At 67.4% G+C, this 16,484-nt stretch carries 16 protein-coding genes and 2 pseudogenes; 10 read left to right on the forward strand and 8 right to left on the reverse strand.

Going from position 1 to position 16,484, the window contains the following annotated elements:
- Nucleotides 1-104: 104 nt before the first annotated feature.
- Nucleotides 105-605 carry a DUF1702 family protein gene (locus tag ACLQ22_RS09725; RefSeq protein ID WP_425691974.1) on the reverse strand — a complete coding sequence of 167 codons (501 nt, stop codon included), beginning with the start codon at nucleotides 603-605 and terminating at the stop codon, nucleotides 105-107.
- A gap of 530 nt (nucleotides 606-1,135) precedes the next feature.
- On the opposite strand from ACLQ22_RS09725, the gene ACLQ22_RS09730 reads away from it, so the two are divergent.
- From ACLQ22_RS09730 to ACLQ22_RS09745, 4 genes are all read left to right on the forward strand, one after another.
- Nucleotides 1,136-1,963 (forward strand): helix-turn-helix domain-containing protein, encoded by an 828-nt coding sequence (locus ACLQ22_RS09730; RefSeq protein WP_425691975.1) that lies wholly within the window; start codon nucleotides 1,136-1,138, stop codon nucleotides 1,961-1,963.
- A gap of 189 nt (nucleotides 1,964-2,152) precedes the next feature.
- Nucleotides 2,153-2,743: an MFS transporter gene (locus ACLQ22_RS09735; protein WP_425691976.1), complete on the forward strand. Its 591-nt coding sequence runs from the start codon at nucleotides 2,153-2,155 to the stop codon at nucleotides 2,741-2,743.
- A gap of 271 nt (nucleotides 2,744-3,014) precedes the next feature.
- Nucleotides 3,015-3,278, forward strand: a complete 264-nt coding sequence (locus ACLQ22_RS09740) for a MerR family transcriptional regulator (protein ID WP_425691977.1) — start codon at nucleotides 3,015-3,017, stop codon at nucleotides 3,276-3,278.
- On the forward strand, nucleotides 3,275-4,150 hold the full coding sequence (locus ACLQ22_RS09745; protein WP_425691978.1) for a S41 family peptidase: 876 nt from the start codon (nucleotides 3,275-3,277) through the stop codon (nucleotides 4,148-4,150). The genes ACLQ22_RS09740 and ACLQ22_RS09745 overlap by 4 nt, the downstream gene beginning before the upstream one ends.
- Nucleotides 4,151-4,180: 30 nt before the next feature.
- Here ACLQ22_RS09745 and ACLQ22_RS09750 read toward each other — a convergent pair whose 3' ends face one another.
- Nucleotides 4,181-4,339: a hypothetical protein gene (locus ACLQ22_RS09750; protein WP_425691979.1), complete on the reverse strand. Its 159-nt coding sequence runs from the start codon at nucleotides 4,337-4,339 to the stop codon at nucleotides 4,181-4,183.
- Nucleotides 4,340-4,884: 545 nt separating this feature from the next.
- Between ACLQ22_RS09750 and ACLQ22_RS09755 the strand changes: the two genes are divergently transcribed.
- A complete protein-coding gene (locus tag ACLQ22_RS09755; RefSeq protein WP_425691980.1) occupies nucleotides 4,885-5,337 on the forward strand; it encodes an SgcJ/EcaC family oxidoreductase in 453 nt (150 codons plus the stop codon).
- Nucleotides 5,338-5,937: 600 nt separating this feature from the next.
- On the opposite strand, the gene ACLQ22_RS09760 is transcribed toward ACLQ22_RS09755, so the two are convergent.
- Nucleotides 5,938-6,351: a transposase gene (locus ACLQ22_RS09760; protein WP_425691981.1), complete on the reverse strand. Its 414-nt coding sequence runs from the start codon at nucleotides 6,349-6,351 to the stop codon at nucleotides 5,938-5,940.
- 19 nt (nucleotides 6,352-6,370) lie between these two features.
- Nucleotides 6,371-6,700 (reverse strand): transposase family protein, encoded by a 330-nt coding sequence (locus ACLQ22_RS09765; RefSeq protein WP_425692145.1) that lies wholly within the window; start codon nucleotides 6,698-6,700, stop codon nucleotides 6,371-6,373.
- Nucleotides 6,701-6,920: 220 nt separating this feature from the next.
- On the opposite strand from ACLQ22_RS09765, the gene ACLQ22_RS09770 reads away from it, so the two are divergent.
- Entirely contained in the window at nucleotides 6,921-7,175 is a 255-nt protein-coding gene (locus tag ACLQ22_RS09770; RefSeq protein ID WP_425691982.1) for a nuclear transport factor 2 family protein, read from the forward strand.
- A 48-nt stretch (nucleotides 7,176-7,223) separates the two neighbouring features.
- Here ACLQ22_RS09770 and acs read toward each other — a convergent pair whose 3' ends face one another.
- The 3 genes from acs to ACLQ22_RS09785 all read right to left on the reverse strand — a co-directional run bounded on the left by acs (nucleotide 7,224) and on the right by ACLQ22_RS09785 (nucleotide 11,758).
- The gene (acs, locus tag ACLQ22_RS09775; protein WP_425691983.1) at nucleotides 7,224-9,203 is read right to left on the reverse strand and encodes an acetate--CoA ligase; all 1,980 of its coding nucleotides are present in this window, start codon (nucleotides 9,201-9,203) and stop codon (nucleotides 7,224-7,226) included.
- A gap of 140 nt (nucleotides 9,204-9,343) precedes the next feature.
- Nucleotides 9,344-10,162, reverse strand: coding sequence for a methyltransferase domain-containing protein (locus tag ACLQ22_RS09780; RefSeq protein WP_425691984.1), 819 nt, complete (start codon nucleotides 10,160-10,162; stop codon nucleotides 9,344-9,346).
- Between the two features lie 255 nt (nucleotides 10,163-10,417).
- Nucleotides 10,418-11,758, reverse strand: coding sequence for an extracellular solute-binding protein (locus tag ACLQ22_RS09785; RefSeq protein WP_425691985.1), 1,341 nt, complete (start codon nucleotides 11,756-11,758; stop codon nucleotides 10,418-10,420).
- A gap of 321 nt (nucleotides 11,759-12,079) precedes the next feature.
- On the opposite strand from ACLQ22_RS09785, the pseudogene ACLQ22_RS09790 reads away from it, so the two are divergent.
- Nucleotides 12,080-12,607: pseudogene (locus ACLQ22_RS09790) on the forward strand (IS5/IS1182 family transposase); the annotation flags it as partial.
- 516 nt (nucleotides 12,608-13,123) lie between these two features.
- Here ACLQ22_RS09790 and ACLQ22_RS09795 read toward each other — a convergent pair.
- Entirely contained in the window at nucleotides 13,124-14,596 is a 1,473-nt protein-coding gene (locus tag ACLQ22_RS09795) for an FAD-binding oxidoreductase (protein ID WP_425692146.1), read from the reverse strand.
- Nucleotides 14,597-14,956: 360 nt separating this feature from the next.
- On the opposite strand from ACLQ22_RS09795, the gene ACLQ22_RS09800 reads away from it, so the two are divergent.
- From ACLQ22_RS09800 to ACLQ22_RS09810, 3 genes and pseudogenes are all read left to right on the forward strand, one after another.
- Entirely contained in the window at nucleotides 14,957-15,367 is a 411-nt protein-coding gene (locus ACLQ22_RS09800) for an AMP-binding protein (protein WP_425691986.1), read from the forward strand.
- Between the two features lie 101 nt (nucleotides 15,368-15,468).
- Nucleotides 15,469-16,017, forward strand: a pseudogene (locus ACLQ22_RS09805) (AMP-binding protein).
- Between the two features lie 115 nt (nucleotides 16,018-16,132).
- Nucleotides 16,133-16,258 (forward strand): hypothetical protein, encoded by a 126-nt coding sequence (locus ACLQ22_RS09810; RefSeq protein WP_425691987.1) that lies wholly within the window; start codon nucleotides 16,133-16,135, stop codon nucleotides 16,256-16,258.
- The last annotated feature ends 226 nt before the right edge of the window (nucleotides 16,259-16,484 follow it).

The following is a 16,484-nucleotide window of genomic DNA, read 5'->3' on the forward strand; positions in this document are numbered from 1 at the left end:
GGAGGGCTTCACGCTCTGGCACGCGGCCGGCCTCGACCCGGCCAAGCGGGACGGCGCGCTGGCACGTTCGGTCTCGGCGGGGAAGTCCCACGGCATGCAACATCTCAACAGCCCTCCGCGCAACGTCGCCGACCGGGCGAAGCACCCCTACCGCGCATCCCGATCCCCCGCGCGGCGGTCGACGTCCTCGACCAGGAGGGCTGGTTCCGTCGCCATCCATACCTGCGCGTGGCCGGCGACCAGCTCGAAGCGGCAGACGGCTCACCGGGGCGCTCGTACCGCTGACCGGACGAACCGGACCGCCCCGCGCCCCGCTCGATGCCGCCGGAGCCACCCGGCCGCACCGACCTCTTCTCGGCGGACACGCCGAGATCATGGGGGTAGGCGAAGCCCCGGTACGCGGCCGGCGTCGACTCGACCGCGGACGCCGCCTCCGGCGGACCGTCCGCCTCCCCGGCGGCCGCGAATCCATGCAGGAACGAACTGCCGACCGTTTCGAGGCGGTCGCGGGCCTGTTCGCCCTTGAGCTGAAATCCACGGTACTGAGTTTCGTCTGCCCCAGATCGGGTCATAAGCCGGCGTCGAAGCTTGTTCCAAGCAGTCATCGTCTTCTCCGGCCCGCCCACTGGAGGCCTCAACGTTACGCACAGGTGGGCCGAAGATTCTTCCGCATGGCGGCCACAATCGCCACGACGACCGCGTCAGCGATCCGCAAAGAAATTGACTCCGAGCACCGCCGCAGAGGAAAGTGGAGAGCGGAAATCACCATCTTCCGCAGGTCAACGCAACGCAGGAGATGGACGCGGAGGCCCCGCCGATACCACGACGGCCACCATCGGTCCCATCCGGAAGCGCCAACCGGACCTCCGCAAAGGAGCGTGAGCTTCACGATTGCGCCCCGTGCTGGACCCGTCATTGACGGTGTTGCCATCGTCCGAGGGCTCGGCTAACCTCGACGCCAGCAAAACCCGCCCGTCCCGGGAGGTAGGAAGAGGCCATTCACGGATACTCCCAGAAGCTCTGGCGGTCGTGGCAGCCGCCACTCTACCGACACACCTAGCAAACCGGACTCACCAGGGCCGTCCGCTATGCAGTGTCAACATGACGACATTTGCCGGTCATCGGGGGAACCGCTGTGGACGATCCAATCGAGAAGGCTGTGCGGCGGGCTATCGCCGCCATGCACGAGAAGCTCGGCGAGCAACTCACGGTCGACGACATGGCCCGCGCCGCCATGCTCAGCAAGTTCCACTTCACGAGGGTCTTCCAGCAAGTCACCGGCGTGACGCCGGGCCGCTTCCTGTCCGCCCTGCGCCTGCAGCGCGCCAAGCGCCTACTCGTCTCCACCTCATTGAAGGTCGCCGACATCAGCATGCGGGTGGGATACAGCAGCGTCGGCACGTTCAGCTCCCGATTCACCCGGAGCGTGGGGATGCCGCCCACGACGTACCGCCGGCTGGCCGGCTTCGCCGCGCAGATCGCGACCGACCCCGACTACCGGATGGGGCACCCGCACAACGCCCGCGTGCACGGCCGCGCCCGGGCGCCCGAATCGCACGCGGACAGCCCGGTGTTCCTGGGCCTGTTCCCGGACCGCATCCCGGAAGGGCAACCGGTGCGCTGCACGATCCTGCCGCGCCCGGGCCCGTACCAGCTCGACTCCGTACCGCCGGGTGAATGGTTCGTCCTCGCCCAGTCGGTCAACGGGGAACCGGACGCCGATGTGGACGCCGGCGACGGCGACCAGACCGTCTGCGTCGCCACCTGCGGGCCCCTGCACATGCGGGGCGACGGCGTCGTGCACGCCGACGTCGACCTGCAGCCGGTCCGCGCGATGGATCCTCCGGTGCTGCTGGCGCTGCTCGACCAGCGCAAGCTCGCGCTGGCCCGGGTGGCCGAGGAGCGGGTGGGCGCGGTGTCGTCGATCGGCGCCAGGGCCGCGTCGGGCCGCTCCGCCGCGTGAGCGGTCCGACCTGACTCAGACCTGACGAGGTCAACGGTCCCAGCCCCGACCACGTCAGGCGGGCTGGCCACGGAACGACCGGACGAAGTGCGACCGGATCGTGGCGCGCCACGACTCCTACCGCAGCAGCCCGTCGCTTACCCGCCCCGCCCTCGCCGCCGCGTCCGCCTTCGCCGCGAACACCGAGCGTTGCCACAGGCCCTGGTCCTGATATCCGCCGTCTTCCCCGCCCACCGCCGCGGCGCCGCCTTCGGCATCTTCACCGCGGTGGCCGACGTCGCCGCGGTCAGCGGCCCCACCCTCGGCGGCCTGCTCGACACCGAGGCCGGCTGGCAGTCGGTCTTCCACCTCAACGTGCCGGTGGGTCTCGCCGGGCAGCTGCTCGCGGCACGTCACCTGCCCCGCGTGCGGCCGGCCCGGGCGCACCGGTTCGACGCGGTCGGCGTCGCGCTCGCCACCGGGGGCAGGACGCCGTCCGCTCGCCCTCGACGAGATCCGGTCAGCCTCTCGTTGACGTACGGCCTGCTGGCCATCGTGTACGGCCTCGTCGAAGGCCAGCGCTACGCGTGGGGCCGCGTGCTGGGACCGGTCGGCGTCCCGCACATCCTCGTCGCTGGCGTGGCGCTGCTCGCGCTGTTCGTGTGGTGGGATCGGCGGGCCGCCGAGCCGCTGCTGCCGTCGCACCGGTCGCCTGCCGGCTCGCCGATCGGGTGGGTGGCCGGATCCTCCTCCTGGCCGGCCTCGCCGTGCAGGCCGGCGCCGCGCTCGGTGCCGCGCTGATCGGCGCCGTGCTGCAGAACCGCCTGCCCGACTCCACGCACCGCACCGCACCGCGCCGCGTTCCGCGACGGCCGGCCGTCCGGCGCTCGCGGTGGTCGCCGGCGTGTTGCTTGCCGGCGCCGGGCTGGCCGCCACGATGCGGCGCCGCCGGCGGGTACCGGTGCGTCCCCGCAGGCCGGGAGGGGTTGCGCAAACCGCAAAACCGAAGGTGACGAACGTGCACCCCGACCCGTGCACTGGTTTGGCAGTGCTGTCGACAGCGGGGAGCCTGATGCGTATCTCAGATCTCAGTAGGCAGACCGGCGTACCAATCGCAACGACAAGGCTCTTCCGCCGGGAGCGCCTGCTTCCCCCGGGCACCCCAACCGGCCGACGGATGGCCCCGGAGCACCACGCGACACTGCGCTTCGGCGCGATCGCGCATGTCAGCCGCGCACTGTTGCGAACTGCCCCGGCCGACGCCCCGGGCCGGCCGGGCCGCGGCGACGGAACCGTGGCGACGACCACCCACCTCGACGAATGTGAGCTCTCATGATCGTCACCCAAGCCGGCACTGCGAGCGTGCGCCCGGTCGAGCGAGCGATCGAGCTGCTGCGGGACAGGTACGTCTTCCCGGAGCGAGCGGAGGCGGCCGCCACGACACTCCGGCAGCGGCTGGCCGCCGGCGCGTATGACGGTCTGGACGAGTCGACGCTGGCCAGACGCCTCACCGAGGACCTGCTCGACGTGTGCCCGGACGCGCACCTGTGGGTCCGGGTGCGTGACGAGCGCCCTCCCGCCAAAGCAAGCATCCGCCGGGTCGAGGTCCTCGAGGGCAACATCGGATACCTGGACGTGCGCCGCATCAGCGGCTCCACGGACGGCGGCCGGGCGATCGTCGGCTCGATGGAGCTGGTGTCGCGTACCGACGCGCTCATCCTCGACCTGCGTGGAAACGGAGGCGGCTCACCGGACGGCGTTGCGCTGTGGAGCAGCTACTTCCTTCCGGCCGAACCGACACACCTCAACAACATCTACGACCGGGTCACCGGCCAGACCCGGCAGTTCTGGAGCCTGGCGTGGCTGCCCGGCGAGCGATACCTCGACCGCCCGCTGTACGTGTTGACGAGCGACCGGACGTTCTCCGGCGCCGAGGAGCTCTGCCTGAACCTGAAGGTGCGCGGCCGTGCCAGGCTGGTCGGCGAGACGACGCGTGGCGGAGCGAACTTCGCCACCATCTTCGCGCTGACGCCGACGATGGAGATCGCGGTGCCGCACGCCTATTCGATCAATCCGATCACGGGCGGCAACTGGGAGGGCACCGGCATCGAGCCCGATCTCGCAGTGCCGGCGGCGGCCGCGTTGGACGTGGCGTACGCGGAGCTGCTTGAGCGCGCGCCGGGAGAGCAGGAGCAACGCGGGCACTGAGTGACGGCGCCGGGGATCAGCGGCCGGCCCTCACCCCGCCAACTGCTCGGCGGCCAGCGCGGTCCCTTCGATCCGGGCGCGTACCTTCGCCCACGCCGTGTCCCGCGATGTGGAGACGTCGTCGCTGAACGGGGCGAACCCGCAGTCGTCGCACGTGCCGAGCCCGGTCGGGCGGGATGTGGGCTCCATGCGGCTTCGGCTCCCCGGGCCTCGGTCAGGTATCGCCCCGTAGTTGATGGGCGACATGCCCTGACAGTCGCTGCGCCGGCGGTGACCCGGCGCCCGCCCACCTGCCGGCCGGGCACCAGTCCGATGAGGACGGCTGTGCGCCGACCGGGACCCCCGGGCGGAGTAGCTCCTCGACGGGGTGGAGACCGATCCGTACGAGGCGCTCGAGCTGCCGCGCCCGCGCGCGGTGCCCGGCCTGGTCGACGGCCAGGACGCGGTGCTCGCACCCGGTCGAGGCACTGCTGGCCGCGGCTCGGTCGGTCGGACGGTCGGCCCGCCAGCCGAATTCTCATCTCCTTTCCCCGCAACTCGGTGTCGCACCTTTGCGGGATGCGCTGGGCGATACCTGGCACCACTGAGCGCGGCAATACCGAAGGTGCACCGATGCGGTCGCGGTGCGACTGTCGTAACGTCGGCGGCCGCCGTCTGTGCCCGAATACACCGAGGTCCGCGCACCACGCTACGGCCGAACGAGCCGCCACCATCCTCACGGAAGCGAGAACGGCATGACAACGAAGAGCTCCGCACCTACCGGCGCCAAGACCGCGGACCAGACTGCGGCTCAGGCGGCGGACCAGGCCGAAATCGCCGCCCTGCCCGCCCGCATGATGGGGACGTGGGCAGCGCACGACACCGAGGGCTTCGCCGATCTGTTTACCGAGGACGGGACGCTCATCCTACCCGGCGTATACAAGAAGGGCCGCGCGGAAATCCAGCAGTTCATGGCGACCGCATTCGCAGGCCCCTACAAGGGCACCCGGGTAATCGGGCAACCCATCGACATCAAGCCGCTCGGCACCGGTGTGGTCGCACTGATCACCCAGGGCGGCGTCATTCCGGCTGGGGAGACGGAACTGCCCGAGAAGGCCGCGATCCGCGCCTCATGGATTCTCGTGAAGCGCGACGGGCAGTGGCGCCTCGCCGTTTACCAGAACTGCCCGCGCAACCGTCCGGAGTAGAGCGACCAGGCCTGGGAAACTGCCCGCGCAACCGTCCGGAGTAGAGCGACCAGGCATGGAGAACGACGACGCGCCGTGCCAGCACCGCGCACACCGCGACCGCGAGGAGGCCGGTCAGCGGGTAACGCACCCCGCGTGGGTCGCGGGGATCCGGGACTGCCGATATGGCTCGCAGCAGTCCCGCTGTCTCACCATCGGTGCCCACGGGGGTGGTGGCCTGGCAGAGGTGCCGGCGAGCGTGGACGGTCCCGGGATCGGACACTTGATCTGTATCTCCGTCCCGTCCGCATCGTGGCGCTAGTGCGATCGTGATTCCTCGCGACGGCGGGCACCTCTGTGGTGTCCGCCGCCGGCTTGCCGGCACGCACCGTCACCGAAAGCAATCCGGTCGATCGGGCCACGCTCGCGACAGCACCCGACGCGGTCGAGGTGACTAGCTCCGGGACGCCCGACGCCGGCCGGTCCCACATGGTCGTCGTTTCCGACCATGGCGGGTGATCTCAACTCCAAGCCGACGGCCGTGTTCGCGGCTGGCGTCCGGCACGGCCCGCCAGGGCAGGCCGGCAATTGGCGGTGCGGGCGGCTGATTGCCTTTGGCGGTCAGGATCCAGTCGGCGCCGCGTTCAGCGAGGTAGGCGACGTGATCGCGTTGGCAGTGCAACGGCCACGGGTCGCGCTGCCGGCCCTCCTGCCGGGCCACCGAGGCGCGTCGACGGTGATCACGGTCTCGCGCAGGTCGCCGATCTGGTCGAGCAGAGGCGGGAAGTGGGTGATCTCATTGGTCATGCCGTCGACGTCAGTGCTCGCGAGGACGACACCGTTGTCCTGGTCGCAGGCTGCGAGGACGTGCCGGGCGGTCATGTCGGTGGTTCGTGAGCCGCGCAAAGTCTTGCCGTCGACCGCGATCGCTCTTATCGCGGCTCGTCGCCCGGTCGCGGCCCCGGTGGCGAGCCAGGCGCCGATGGCCGCGGTGAGCAGGTCCGGGTCCAGAGCTTGCAGCAGCCGGCGGATCATCGCCTCGGACGGCCGGCGGTCAGGATCGATACACCAGAGCGATCACGGTCACGGCCGGGAGGTCGTCGACCCACGGCCCGTCAACGACCCCACCCGCATCGCCAGCTCGGCAATCGCGGGTGTAGGAGCGGTAGCCGCCGCCGTGACTGACATCGACCCGCTGGGCGGCGACGGCCACCCGGTGGTTTCCGGCCACGACAGCGCAGACCGCTGCGCTCACCACGACCGGTAGGCGATGCCGCACACCACGACGAGCGCGTGGATCCGGCAGATGAGCCAGCGCCGCAGGTAATCCGCCGGTGTCGGGCGTGACGACACCAGGCGCTTGACACCACTGGGCAGAGATCAGCGACTATGGTGGCGCGGGCAGGGGCTCACTTCGGACAGATCAACAAGCCTCGAAGACCTCGATGATCTTCTGAACCGTCATGCCCGCCCTGCCGCCACCGACAAGGGCGCGTCTCCACCAGTCATCCCAAGCCGGGGCACACCCACGACTTTGCCGGAGCCCTGTGGTTCCGGCGACAGTGACCACGGGGTGATTTCGAAGGCCTGACCGACGATGTCGTGTGGTGCGCCCACGGCGTGCGCACGACCTCGGGTATGGAGAGTTCGACGACGAGATCGAGAATCCGGCGTTCGAGGGCAGCCCTCAGTTGACCGTCGAGCGGACGATTGAGGGGCCCGACGTCGTCGTGGCGACGGGCACGGGTGTCGGCCGCCACCGTGAGGCCGGGCCTTTCACATTCGCATACAACGACCTTTTCACGTTTCGCGACGGCCTGATCGCCGAAGTCGAATCCTATGCAGTCCCCCTGCCCTGATCGTGTGGCGGTCGAGCCGGGGCCGCGCTGACGCGAAAGGCTCCAGGATCAGTCTTCCGTCGTTCCGGACCCCGCCCTGATCAGATCCATGACCGCCGAGTCCAGAAGCGTGCTGACGTCGCCCAGCGTGCGATTCTCGGCGACGTCCTTCAGCAGGCGTCGCATGATTTTGCCGGAGCGGGTCTTGGGCAGTTCGGCTACGAACGTGATCCGGCGGGGTTTCGCGATGGGGCCGAGGGTCGTGGCCACATGGTTGCGCAGGTCGACCTTGAGCTGGTCTCCGGTCTCGTCAGCGGTGTCCACGTCGCTGCGGGCGATGACGAATGCGGCAATGGCCTGACCGGTCGTAGGGTCGGACGCGCCCACCACGGCCGCCTCTGCGACCGCAGGGTGCGATACCAGCGCGGATTCGACCTCGGTGGTGGAGATGTTATGGCCAGAGATGATCATGATGTCGTCGACCCGGCCGAGTAGCCACAGCGCGCCGTCCTCGTCCCGTTTCGCGCCGTCGCCAGCGAAGTAGATCCATTCGTCGCCGGAATTGGCGCCGGCGCCGAATCGGGACCAGTAAGTGTCGACAAAGCGTTCGTCGTCGCCCCAGATGGTACGCAGCATCGCGGGCCATGGCTCGCGTAGCACGAGGTAGCCGCCGCCGCCGTTCGGCACCGACTCGGCCTCGTCGTTGACCACGTCGGCGGAGATGCCCGGCAGCGGGGTCATCGCCGAGCCGGGCTTCGCGGCGGTCACGCCGGGCAGCGGCGAGATCATCATCCCGCCGGTCTCGGTCTGCCACCAGGTGTCCACGACGGGGACGTTGTCGTGGCCGACGTGCTCGCGGTACCACATCCAGGCCTCGGGGTTAATCGGCTCGCCGACGCTGCCGAGGACGCGCAGCGACGACAGGTCGTACTTGGCCGGGATGTCGTCGCCCCACTTCATCATGGTGCGGATGAGGGTGGGCGCGATGTACAGGGTGGTGACCTTGTATCTGTCGACGATCTCCCAGAACCGGCCGTGGTGCGGGGTGTCCGGGGTGCCCTCGTACATGACCTGGGTCGCGCCGTTCGAGAGTGGACCATAGACGATGTGCGAGTGCCCGGTGATCCAGCCGATGTCGGCTGCGCACCAGTGCACGTCGGTTTCGACCTTGAGGTCGAAGACGGACCAGTGGGTGTACGAGACCTGGGTCAGGTATCCGCCGCTGGTGTGCAGGATGCCCTTCGGCCTACCGGTCGTGCCCGAGGTGTAGAGGATGAAGAGCGGATGCTCGGAGTCGAATGCCTGCGGCTCGTGCTTGTCGTCCGCCTGCTCGACGGTCTCGTGCCACCACAGGTCCTTCTCGCCCCAGGCGACGTCCTCACCGGTGCGGCGGACGACCAGCACGTGCTCGATGCTCGGGCATCGTGCGACGGCGTCGTCAACGGTGGGTTTGAGCGCCGACGGTTGGCCGCGCCGGTAACCACCATCCGCGGTGATGACGACTTTCGCGCCCGCGTCCTGGATCCGGGTGGCGAGCGCGTCCACCGAGTATCCGCCGAAGACGACGCTATGAGTGGCGCCGATGCGGGCGCAGGCCAGCATCGCGACCACGGCCTCCGGGATCATCGGCAGGTAGATGGCCACCCGGTCGCCGGCCGTCACGCCGAGCTCGGTCAGCGTGTTCGCCGCCTGGCTGACGCTCTTGAGCAGGTCCGCATATGTGATCGTGCGGGTGTCGCCGGGCTCGCCCTCCCAGTGGATGGCGACCTTTTCACCCTTGCCCGCCTCGACGTGGCGGTCCACGCAGTTGTAGGCGATGTTCAGCTCACCGCCGATGAACCACTTGGCGAACGGCGGATTGCTCCAGTCGAGGACCTGATCCCATTTCTTCACCCACGTGAGCCGCTCCGCGTGCCGCGCCCAGAACGCCGGCGCGTCGGGGGCGGCGTCGTCGTAGGTGTCCGCCGTGGCGTTGGCATCGGCGGCCAACTCAGGCGGTGGTGGGAACGTCCGCGTCTCGGTGGAGAGATTCTCCAGCGGCGTGGTCATGGTGGCAGCTCCTCCTCCGGTTTCAGCGCGCGCCCTCAGTCCAGCCGAAACGTCGCCAGTGGGCATCTTCGAGCGTGCTGGGCGCCCGGGATGGTCCAGCGGGGCCGCCGTGGGCGGGCTTCCGCTGGACCACGACGCGATCACCCGGGCTTGCGGCCCCAGGCCTGGACGTACAGGTGCGAGATCACGGTGGTGCCCGGATCGACGAGGTGACGGCGCAACGCCGCGTGAAGATCGTCGAACTCTTCTCTGGTGATCAACTCGCTCGAGATGAGCCGGTCACGCAGGTTCTCGGCGAAGTCAGCGAGGACCACACGCCGCGGGTGTCCGGGCTCGTGGTCGATGTAGACGACGGGTCGCACCTGCACGTCGACGAGGCCTGCGCGGCGGAGCAGGCCGGGCAGCCGCCTGCCGACGAACAGGTCGATCGTGTTGCGGTCGGCGTACCGCTTGAGGACATCCATGAGCCGGGTCCACGACTCGGCGGGCGGGTCGCACACCTGCCCCACCCGATCGCCCTCGTGGAACGCGACCCATCCTCCCGGGCGGGCCAGCCGTACCGCCTCGGCGACGATCTCCTCAGGCCTCGGCACGTTGTGCAGGATCAGCCGCTCGGTGACGAGGTCGAAGCTGTTGCCGGGGAGGCCGGTCGCACGCGCATCGCCGTGCCGGACGTCGACGTTGTCCAGCGTGCGGTCCACCACGAACTTGCGCGCGAGCTCGACCGACTCCGCCTCGCGCTCGACGCCGATGACGGTTCCGGCCGGCCCCACCCGTTCGGCCAACTCGTCCAGGCAGCCACGGGGTCCCACGCCGAGTTCCACGACGGTCTTACCGTCGAGCGGTCCGACCTGGTCGAACAACCAGGCCGCCTCGGAGCGGAAGTCCTCCGCCTGTTCCCGTAGCCGCTCGTGCTCCGCGCTCCGGTAGCCAAGAAAGTACTGGTCCTCGAGAATCATCGATGCTGACTTCCCTCGTTGATCGGGGCCGCGGCGCGGCCGGTCGAGTTTGGACCCGTTGCTGAAATGTCGAAGTGCCGTGCCCAGAACGCCGGCGCGTCGGGGCCTGACCGCGGCACGTCACCATGGCGTGATCCCGCGCTGGTGAGGTTCGGGGTGCCTGCTGCGCCGTCTGACAGACCATCGAAGACCAGCGCTGACGAAGGCAAAGGCTCAGTCATGAGCCCTGGGTTTGCTACCGGCTGGGGGATGAACTCAAATGCTGACGGTGTAATCACGAGGGGTCCGACGAGGTGGCCCGTCGCAGTATGAGTTGTAAGCTTCGAGGATCTGTTGAGCCTCTTCGCTCGCATTGGTGAACCTGGCGACTGGATCGGCGCCGTTGAGCAGCACGTCATGCATCGCGGAGGTCAACTTGCCGACGATGGCGGCGTGGTCCCCCATGAGAGGCCCGAGCGACGCTGGCGAGCCGTCCGTTTCCTCGGCCTGCTCACTGGCCGGTTGAAGGTTGGGATTGCGATCGAACCAGTCCTCGGCGGCGAGGACATCGATCGACGGCTTGGTGATTGGAATGCGCCAGTGGAGCTTGGCCCACTCCGCGACGTTGCGCGGGTTGTTCAGGTACTGCATGAAGGCCAGTGCGCCGTCCTGCTTCTCCTTGCTGAGGCCCGAGGCAAGCCAGAGCGAGAACCCGCCTAGGCTGTTGCCCGCGAAAGGAACCTCGTCGTTGTACGGCATACGACTGGCCTCGACGGTGAATCCGTGCCGCTCGCCTCGCTGTATCAGATGCGTGGCATCGACGGATGACGTGATGAGTAGCGCAACCTCCTGGTTCTCGAATGCCTCGAAGCAGCCAGGAAAGTCCCCTATTACTCCCGTGTACAGATAGTGGCCGTTTTGGTGTAGGCGTTGCCACCACTCGACATAGGCCATCATCTCGTTCGAGGCGAGGTCAACCTTCTCCGGCCGCGCGGACCGGCCGTTGTCGTGATCCGCGATCAGCCCGCCTTGCTGTGCGACCGACTGAAGGAAGAACCAGTAACAGTTCGGCCACGCGATACCGTGCGATGGTCCATCGGAGAGCTTCGCCACCGCCTCGCACGCGGCCTCCACCTCGCGCCAGGTGCGCGGTGGCTTGGTCACACCAGCACGGTTGAGGATAGTCATGTTGGCGTACAACACCAGGGTGGACGCCGTCCGGGGCATGGATATCAGCTCGCCGGCGTAGCTGAAGAAGTCGCGCGCCGCGGGCAGCATGCTCTCGAGCACGACCGGCTCACCGAGAATCTCGGTTCGCCCCGCGATGGCTCGCCCGACGGGCGTGAACAGGGGCGCACCATCGCTTCCGAGTGCGTCCATCATGGTCCGCGTCAGAGTGAAGTGGAACTCCGCGACATCGGGCGGATCTCCCTGCTCAGCGGCTTGGGCCACGATTCCGGGCATCGTGTAGAAGTCGTGCGCCTTGATTTCGACCAGATATTCCGGGTGCTTCTCGTTGAACTCGCGGGCAGCGGTCACCGCGATGTCTGGCTGATCTGCCATCTTGTAACTGGCAGGATCACTCAGCCACACGCTGATACGGGTCTTCGTGGCCATACACTAACCCTCCATCATTATGATTGCGGGCCAATTCTACGGTTACAAGAAGCTAGCTCCGGCAAGCGTCTCAGCAGCGCGGCACTGGCCGCAACTTCGAGTTTGCTGGGCTTACGGCTCAGCTGTGTGGCGCGGCTCCCGCATTGTTGGAGATGCGATTCGGCCGCCTCGGCATTGCCGACGGGCACGTCCCGACTAATGAGCCTTTCCAACCTGATCTTGCACCGCAAGGCGGGTGTGGCGAGCCCGAAGCTCGATGAGGGCGAGGCTCCCAGTAGGACAGCAGTCGACCACCGAAGCCCCGACGGGGGCCTCGCCTGCCTGTCTCACCCCTCTACGATCTCGCTGTCCAGCCGAACTCTGAACCACCTCGTTGACCTCATCCGAGCGCGCCGCAATCGGCGTCGATCCCGGTGGCGGCGTCTCGGTCCGTGCCGACAGGCACTGCTCGCCCTGGCCCACCTGCAGCGCGTCGGGTCGATGTCGCCGTGGACCGAGCCAGCTGTAACACCTCGCCGCCGGGTTCGAGATCGGTGTCGCCACGGCCTGGCGCTACGTGCAGAAAACGATCATCCTGCTCGCAGCGGTCGCCGAGGACCTGGCCCCCCAACGGTGCTGCCGGGCTCGGCGCACGACCTCACCCCCGCTGGCATCCACAGCATCATCGACGCGCTGACCAGCGCGGACGTGATGCCCTTCGCCGACAAGGGCTATCAGACGCCCGTGGCAGCGTGCGCACCCCGTTCAAACGGCGCCGATCTCCGACCGAAACTGTCGCGCCGGCAGAAGGGAGGATATCTTCGAAGCAGCTCGTCACGCTCGCGTCGGGTTCGGCGGCGGGCACACCTCGTTGACCAGCCCCAGCTCGTGGGCGCGTGCGGCGTCGAAACGGCGACCGGTGATCAGATGCCCGATAGCGACCGGTAGGGCACCTGCCGGGCCAGCCAAGGACCCCGCCCGCCCCAGGAATCGGAGCGTGCCTGGCCTCGGTGGGTCCGAAGGTCCGACCGATCCGAAGCGACGATGACGTCACAGGCCAAGGCCAGCTCGCAACCACCGCCAAGGGCGCACCCGCGGCTTGACAGGACCGAACCGCTCGGCAGCCGGGGCCAGCCCGGCTTGCCCCGGCTGCCGAGAGTGGACGGAGCGGCCTAGCCCAGTTCAGCCAGTGCCACCAGCTCCTTTGGATCCTGCCCTACCGAGAAGGCCCGCTCCCCCGCTCCGGACTGCACACCGACCAGATGTCGTCATCGACTTCGAAGTCGTCCCAGATCTCGGCAATGCGTACGCAGATCATCGCGTTCAGCACATGTCGCCGGTCCAGGATCACGTAGGCGACGCGTTCCTGCTTCCGATACCGGACGTTCACATCGGCACGATCGACAAAGCATGGCGGAACACATTCTGGGGATCGTATCGCTTCTTGATCTGCTGCAAGCGCGGATAATTGGACTTGAAGTAGAGCTCCGCCCACGACGTCCCCGACGTGTTCCAGGCCGGGTCGGCGAGATCGGCGTCCGCATAGTTGATGTAACCTCCGGCATTTATCGCGTTCGGCACCGGAACCCCGCCAGTCTCCGAATAGACGTCGCGGTAGAGCTCGCGAATCCATTTGATGTTCTTCGCGTCATCGGCGGCCGCGTTCCATCGGCCACCCGTGAAGTATGCCCGCAGGACCGAGTCCCGATCTGCCGTCGCGGTCGCACCTGGGGCCACTGCGTTGATTTTGCCGCCGTACCCGGACATGGTAAACGCCGCGCCCGCATTTGTGGGCTCTGGGTCAGTCAGATGACGATAGATAGTCGCAATTTGACTGTCCGAATATCCTTTGCGCAGGTTGGCGGCCTTGTCCTTGGAACGCGCATAAGGCTGGTGTTGCCAGTTCCGGTCGTCCAGGTACGGCGCGAACTCGGTGTTGTCCGCCACGGGTTGCACTCCCACACCGGACATGACCGCCTCGCAGTGTGCGTCGATGAGACTCTGGGCGCCCGGCACCCCACTGTCGACACCCACGATAAAGCCGACTGGCCCCGCCGACTGGTGGAAAGCGAAGAACCCACCCCAGAGATTGGCATTCGGAGAATCGGGGGCGCTGTTCTGCTCGTACCAGTTGCAATAGTTTCGGAAGTATTTCAAGAACGATGCGCTGGTCAACTGCTCCCAGGTCATCGTGAGTGACCTTCTTATCATGGTTGCGGGCGCTCGAGGCAGCAGTTCGGCGGGGTCGTTGGAGTTCACACCCGGGGACCGCAACCAGTATCGCGTCACGACGCCGAAGCTTCCGCCTCCGCCACCGGTGTGCGCCCACCAGAGATCCCGATTGGGATCTCCCTGGTCACGCGTTGCGACAACGATTCGACTTTTTCCCGATCCGTCGACGACCACGACTTCCACAGCGTACAGGTGGTCGGCCGCGAGACCGTACCGGCGCGACAAGAAGCCGTAGCCGCCGCCGGCGATGTGGCCGCCGACACCCACGCCGGGGCAAATTCCTCCTGGGATGGTAACGGCCCATCCTTTGACGAGGGCATTGTAGACCTGGCCGAGTGTTGCGCCGCTTTCGACGGCGAACGCCCGCCGCTTGGGGTCGTAGTAGACATCCGACATCTGCGAAAGATCTATCAGTTCCTGGATGTCAGGAGAAGAGGTGAAGTTCTCAAAGCAATGCCCGCCGCTGCGTACCGCAATTCGCTTGTTCGCTCCGACAGCATCGCTGACAACATCGGCAATCTGCTTTGCCGTTCGCACGAGGTGTACGTTTTGAGGATTTCCCTGGAATCGCCTGTTCCAGGGGGTGATGAGACTCGGATACCGCGGATCATTGCTACCGACTGCCACCGCTGCAGGAGGCGGCGCACAATTCCCGGTCAACAATGATCCTGCGTGGGTGTCCGGCTGTGCCGCACTTGCGCTATTCCCGTTGAGCCCGAGGGTGATCCCCCCGGCAACCGCACCTGCAAAAAGCCCACGGCGACTGATCTCCGCCATCTTCGGTCCCCCCAATCGTCGCATCAGCGAGTACATGCTGACAGCGGCGCCCCCCAGCGGTCTACTTCAAACTTGCTCAATTTGCCGATTCACTCGGCTTTTTTGGAGGTGCATCGCGGAGGTCGGCCTGCGACAGTGACAAGCGCGAGTGGCTTCTCGACATGTGCCCCAACGCCCAATCAAGGCCGAGTGCGAAGGAGTCGGGCGACCGTGACACCGAGCATCAATGGCCAGGTAACGTCCAATCCCCACCCAGCGGAGGGGATTTTGTGTGGGCTGTTGGCAGCGCAGGCGGCACGGACTCCCCAGGTGGCCGCAGTGGTGTCTGAGACCACGTCCCTGTCGTATGCGGAGCTGGACGTGCGGGCGAATCGTCCGGCCCAGTACCTGAAGATGCGTGGAGCCAGGCCACAGCGGCTGGTCGCGGTCGCGATGGAACGGTCCGCGGAGCAGACCGTCGCGGTCTTGGAGGTACTCAGGGCCGGCGCTGCCCTACCTGCCCGATCGACCTGGCCTGTCCCGCCGATCACATCGCGTTCACGTTCAGCGACGCCGCTCCCGCTGTCATCCTCATCTTGCGGACCATGGCCGCGACCGTGCCCGGCGAACTGGTGGTCGTAGTGGATGACCCGGCAGTCCAAGCTACCGTCGCCGATCTGCCTGGGACCGGCGTGTCTGACGTAGACCGATTCGGACCGTTGCGGCTATGGCATCCGGCATGAGTGATCTACACGTCGGGGTCGGCGGGGCGACCCAAGGGTGTTGTCGGGGAACACCGTCCGGCGGTGTGGTTGGTGTCCTGGGCGGCCTCGAGGTTCGGCGCGGACCGGCTGCGCCGATTCCTCTCCACCACGTCGCTGAGTATCGACGCGTCGCTGTCCGAGCTGTTCTGACCACTGACATGTGGTGGGTATGTGGAGGTGGTGCGGGATGTTCTGGCACAGGCGCAGAGCATCTGGCCGGGAAGTCTGATCAGCACGGCGCCGACGGCGATGACAGGGATACTGGCCGACCCGGAGGCGTTCCCGGTCGCGCAGACAGTCGTCCTGGCGGGCGAGGCGTCGACCGCGCCGGTACTCCGGGCGGCGCGGTCGGCGGTATCTGGCTGCAGCGTGACAGGCGCGTACGGGCCGGCCGAGACCACTGTGCATGCCACAGCCGGGGACGCGACGGAGGGACCCGATCTGGGCGATGGCCCGGTCCAGATCGGACGCCCGCTGCCGGACGCCCGGGTGTTCGTTCTGGACGATGCGCTTGGCCGGTACCGGTAGAAGTGGCGGACGAGCTCTGCATCGCGGGTGCGGGACTGGCGCGGGGATATCCGAACCGGCACCCGACTTCAACGCCATGGGCGGCCAGGGCCCGACCACACCAGAGGAAGCAGCAATGTGCGAGCTGTTCGCACAGATCCTGGGCGTCGACCGGATCAGCATCGACTACAACGTCATGGATCTTGCTGGCAAGCTCCGGCCGGACGTACGTGAGTCGAATCAGAGCAGAGCGCACGGGTGATGGGTCCGGATGCTTCTCCGATGCCGCTGTGAATTTCACTTTGGTCGACGTTGGGGGTCGCGTCCTGCAACACAGGAGATGCGCTTACATGGATGGTCACGGATAATTGGTGGCGTGGCCGTCATTTCCGGGCATGCCGCGAGTCGACCTTTGATGGAGGTTCGAATGTCTGAAAAGCTAGCCATCGACGCCTGACCGCCGAGGCCGACTCCCCCACTACGTGGAC

It is taken from the genome of Micromonospora sp. DT178 (assembly GCF_049841695.1).
Lineage (GTDB): Bacteria > Actinomycetota > Actinomycetes > Mycobacteriales > Micromonosporaceae > Micromonospora.

Bases quoted from the DNA above. Each gene is read 5' to 3' on its own strand.
- ACLQ22_RS09810 (WP_425691987.1), top strand. From the start codon at position 16,133: ATGTGCGAGCTGTTCGCACAGATCCTGGGCGTCGACCGGATCAGCATC.
- ACLQ22_RS09760 (WP_425691981.1), bottom strand. From the start codon at position 6,351: ATGATCCGCCGGCTGCTGCAAGCTCTGGACCCGGACCTGCTCACCGCG.
- ACLQ22_RS09725 (WP_425691974.1), bottom strand. From the start codon at position 605: ATGACTGCTTGGAACAAGCTTCGACGCCGGCTTATGACCCGATCTGGG.
- ACLQ22_RS09755 (WP_425691980.1), top strand. From the start codon at position 4,885: ATGACAACGAAGAGCTCCGCACCTACCGGCGCCAAGACCGCGGACCAG.
- acs (WP_425691983.1), bottom strand. From the start codon at position 9,203: ATGACCACGCCGCTGGAGAATCTCTCCACCGAGACGCGGACGTTCCCA.
- ACLQ22_RS09750 (WP_425691979.1), bottom strand. From the start codon at position 4,339: ATGGAGCCCACATCCCGCCCGACCGGGCTCGGCACGTGCGACGACTGC.
- ACLQ22_RS09780 (WP_425691984.1), bottom strand. From the start codon at position 10,162: ATGATTCTCGAGGACCAGTACTTTCTTGGCTACCGGAGCGCGGAGCAC.
- ACLQ22_RS09740 (WP_425691977.1), top strand. From the start codon at position 3,015: ATGCGTATCTCAGATCTCAGTAGGCAGACCGGCGTACCAATCGCAACG.
- ACLQ22_RS09745 (WP_425691978.1), top strand. From the start codon at position 3,275: ATGATCGTCACCCAAGCCGGCACTGCGAGCGTGCGCCCGGTCGAGCGA.
- ACLQ22_RS09785 (WP_425691985.1), bottom strand. From the start codon at position 11,758: ATGGCCACGAAGACCCGTATCAGCGTGTGGCTGAGTGATCCTGCCAGT.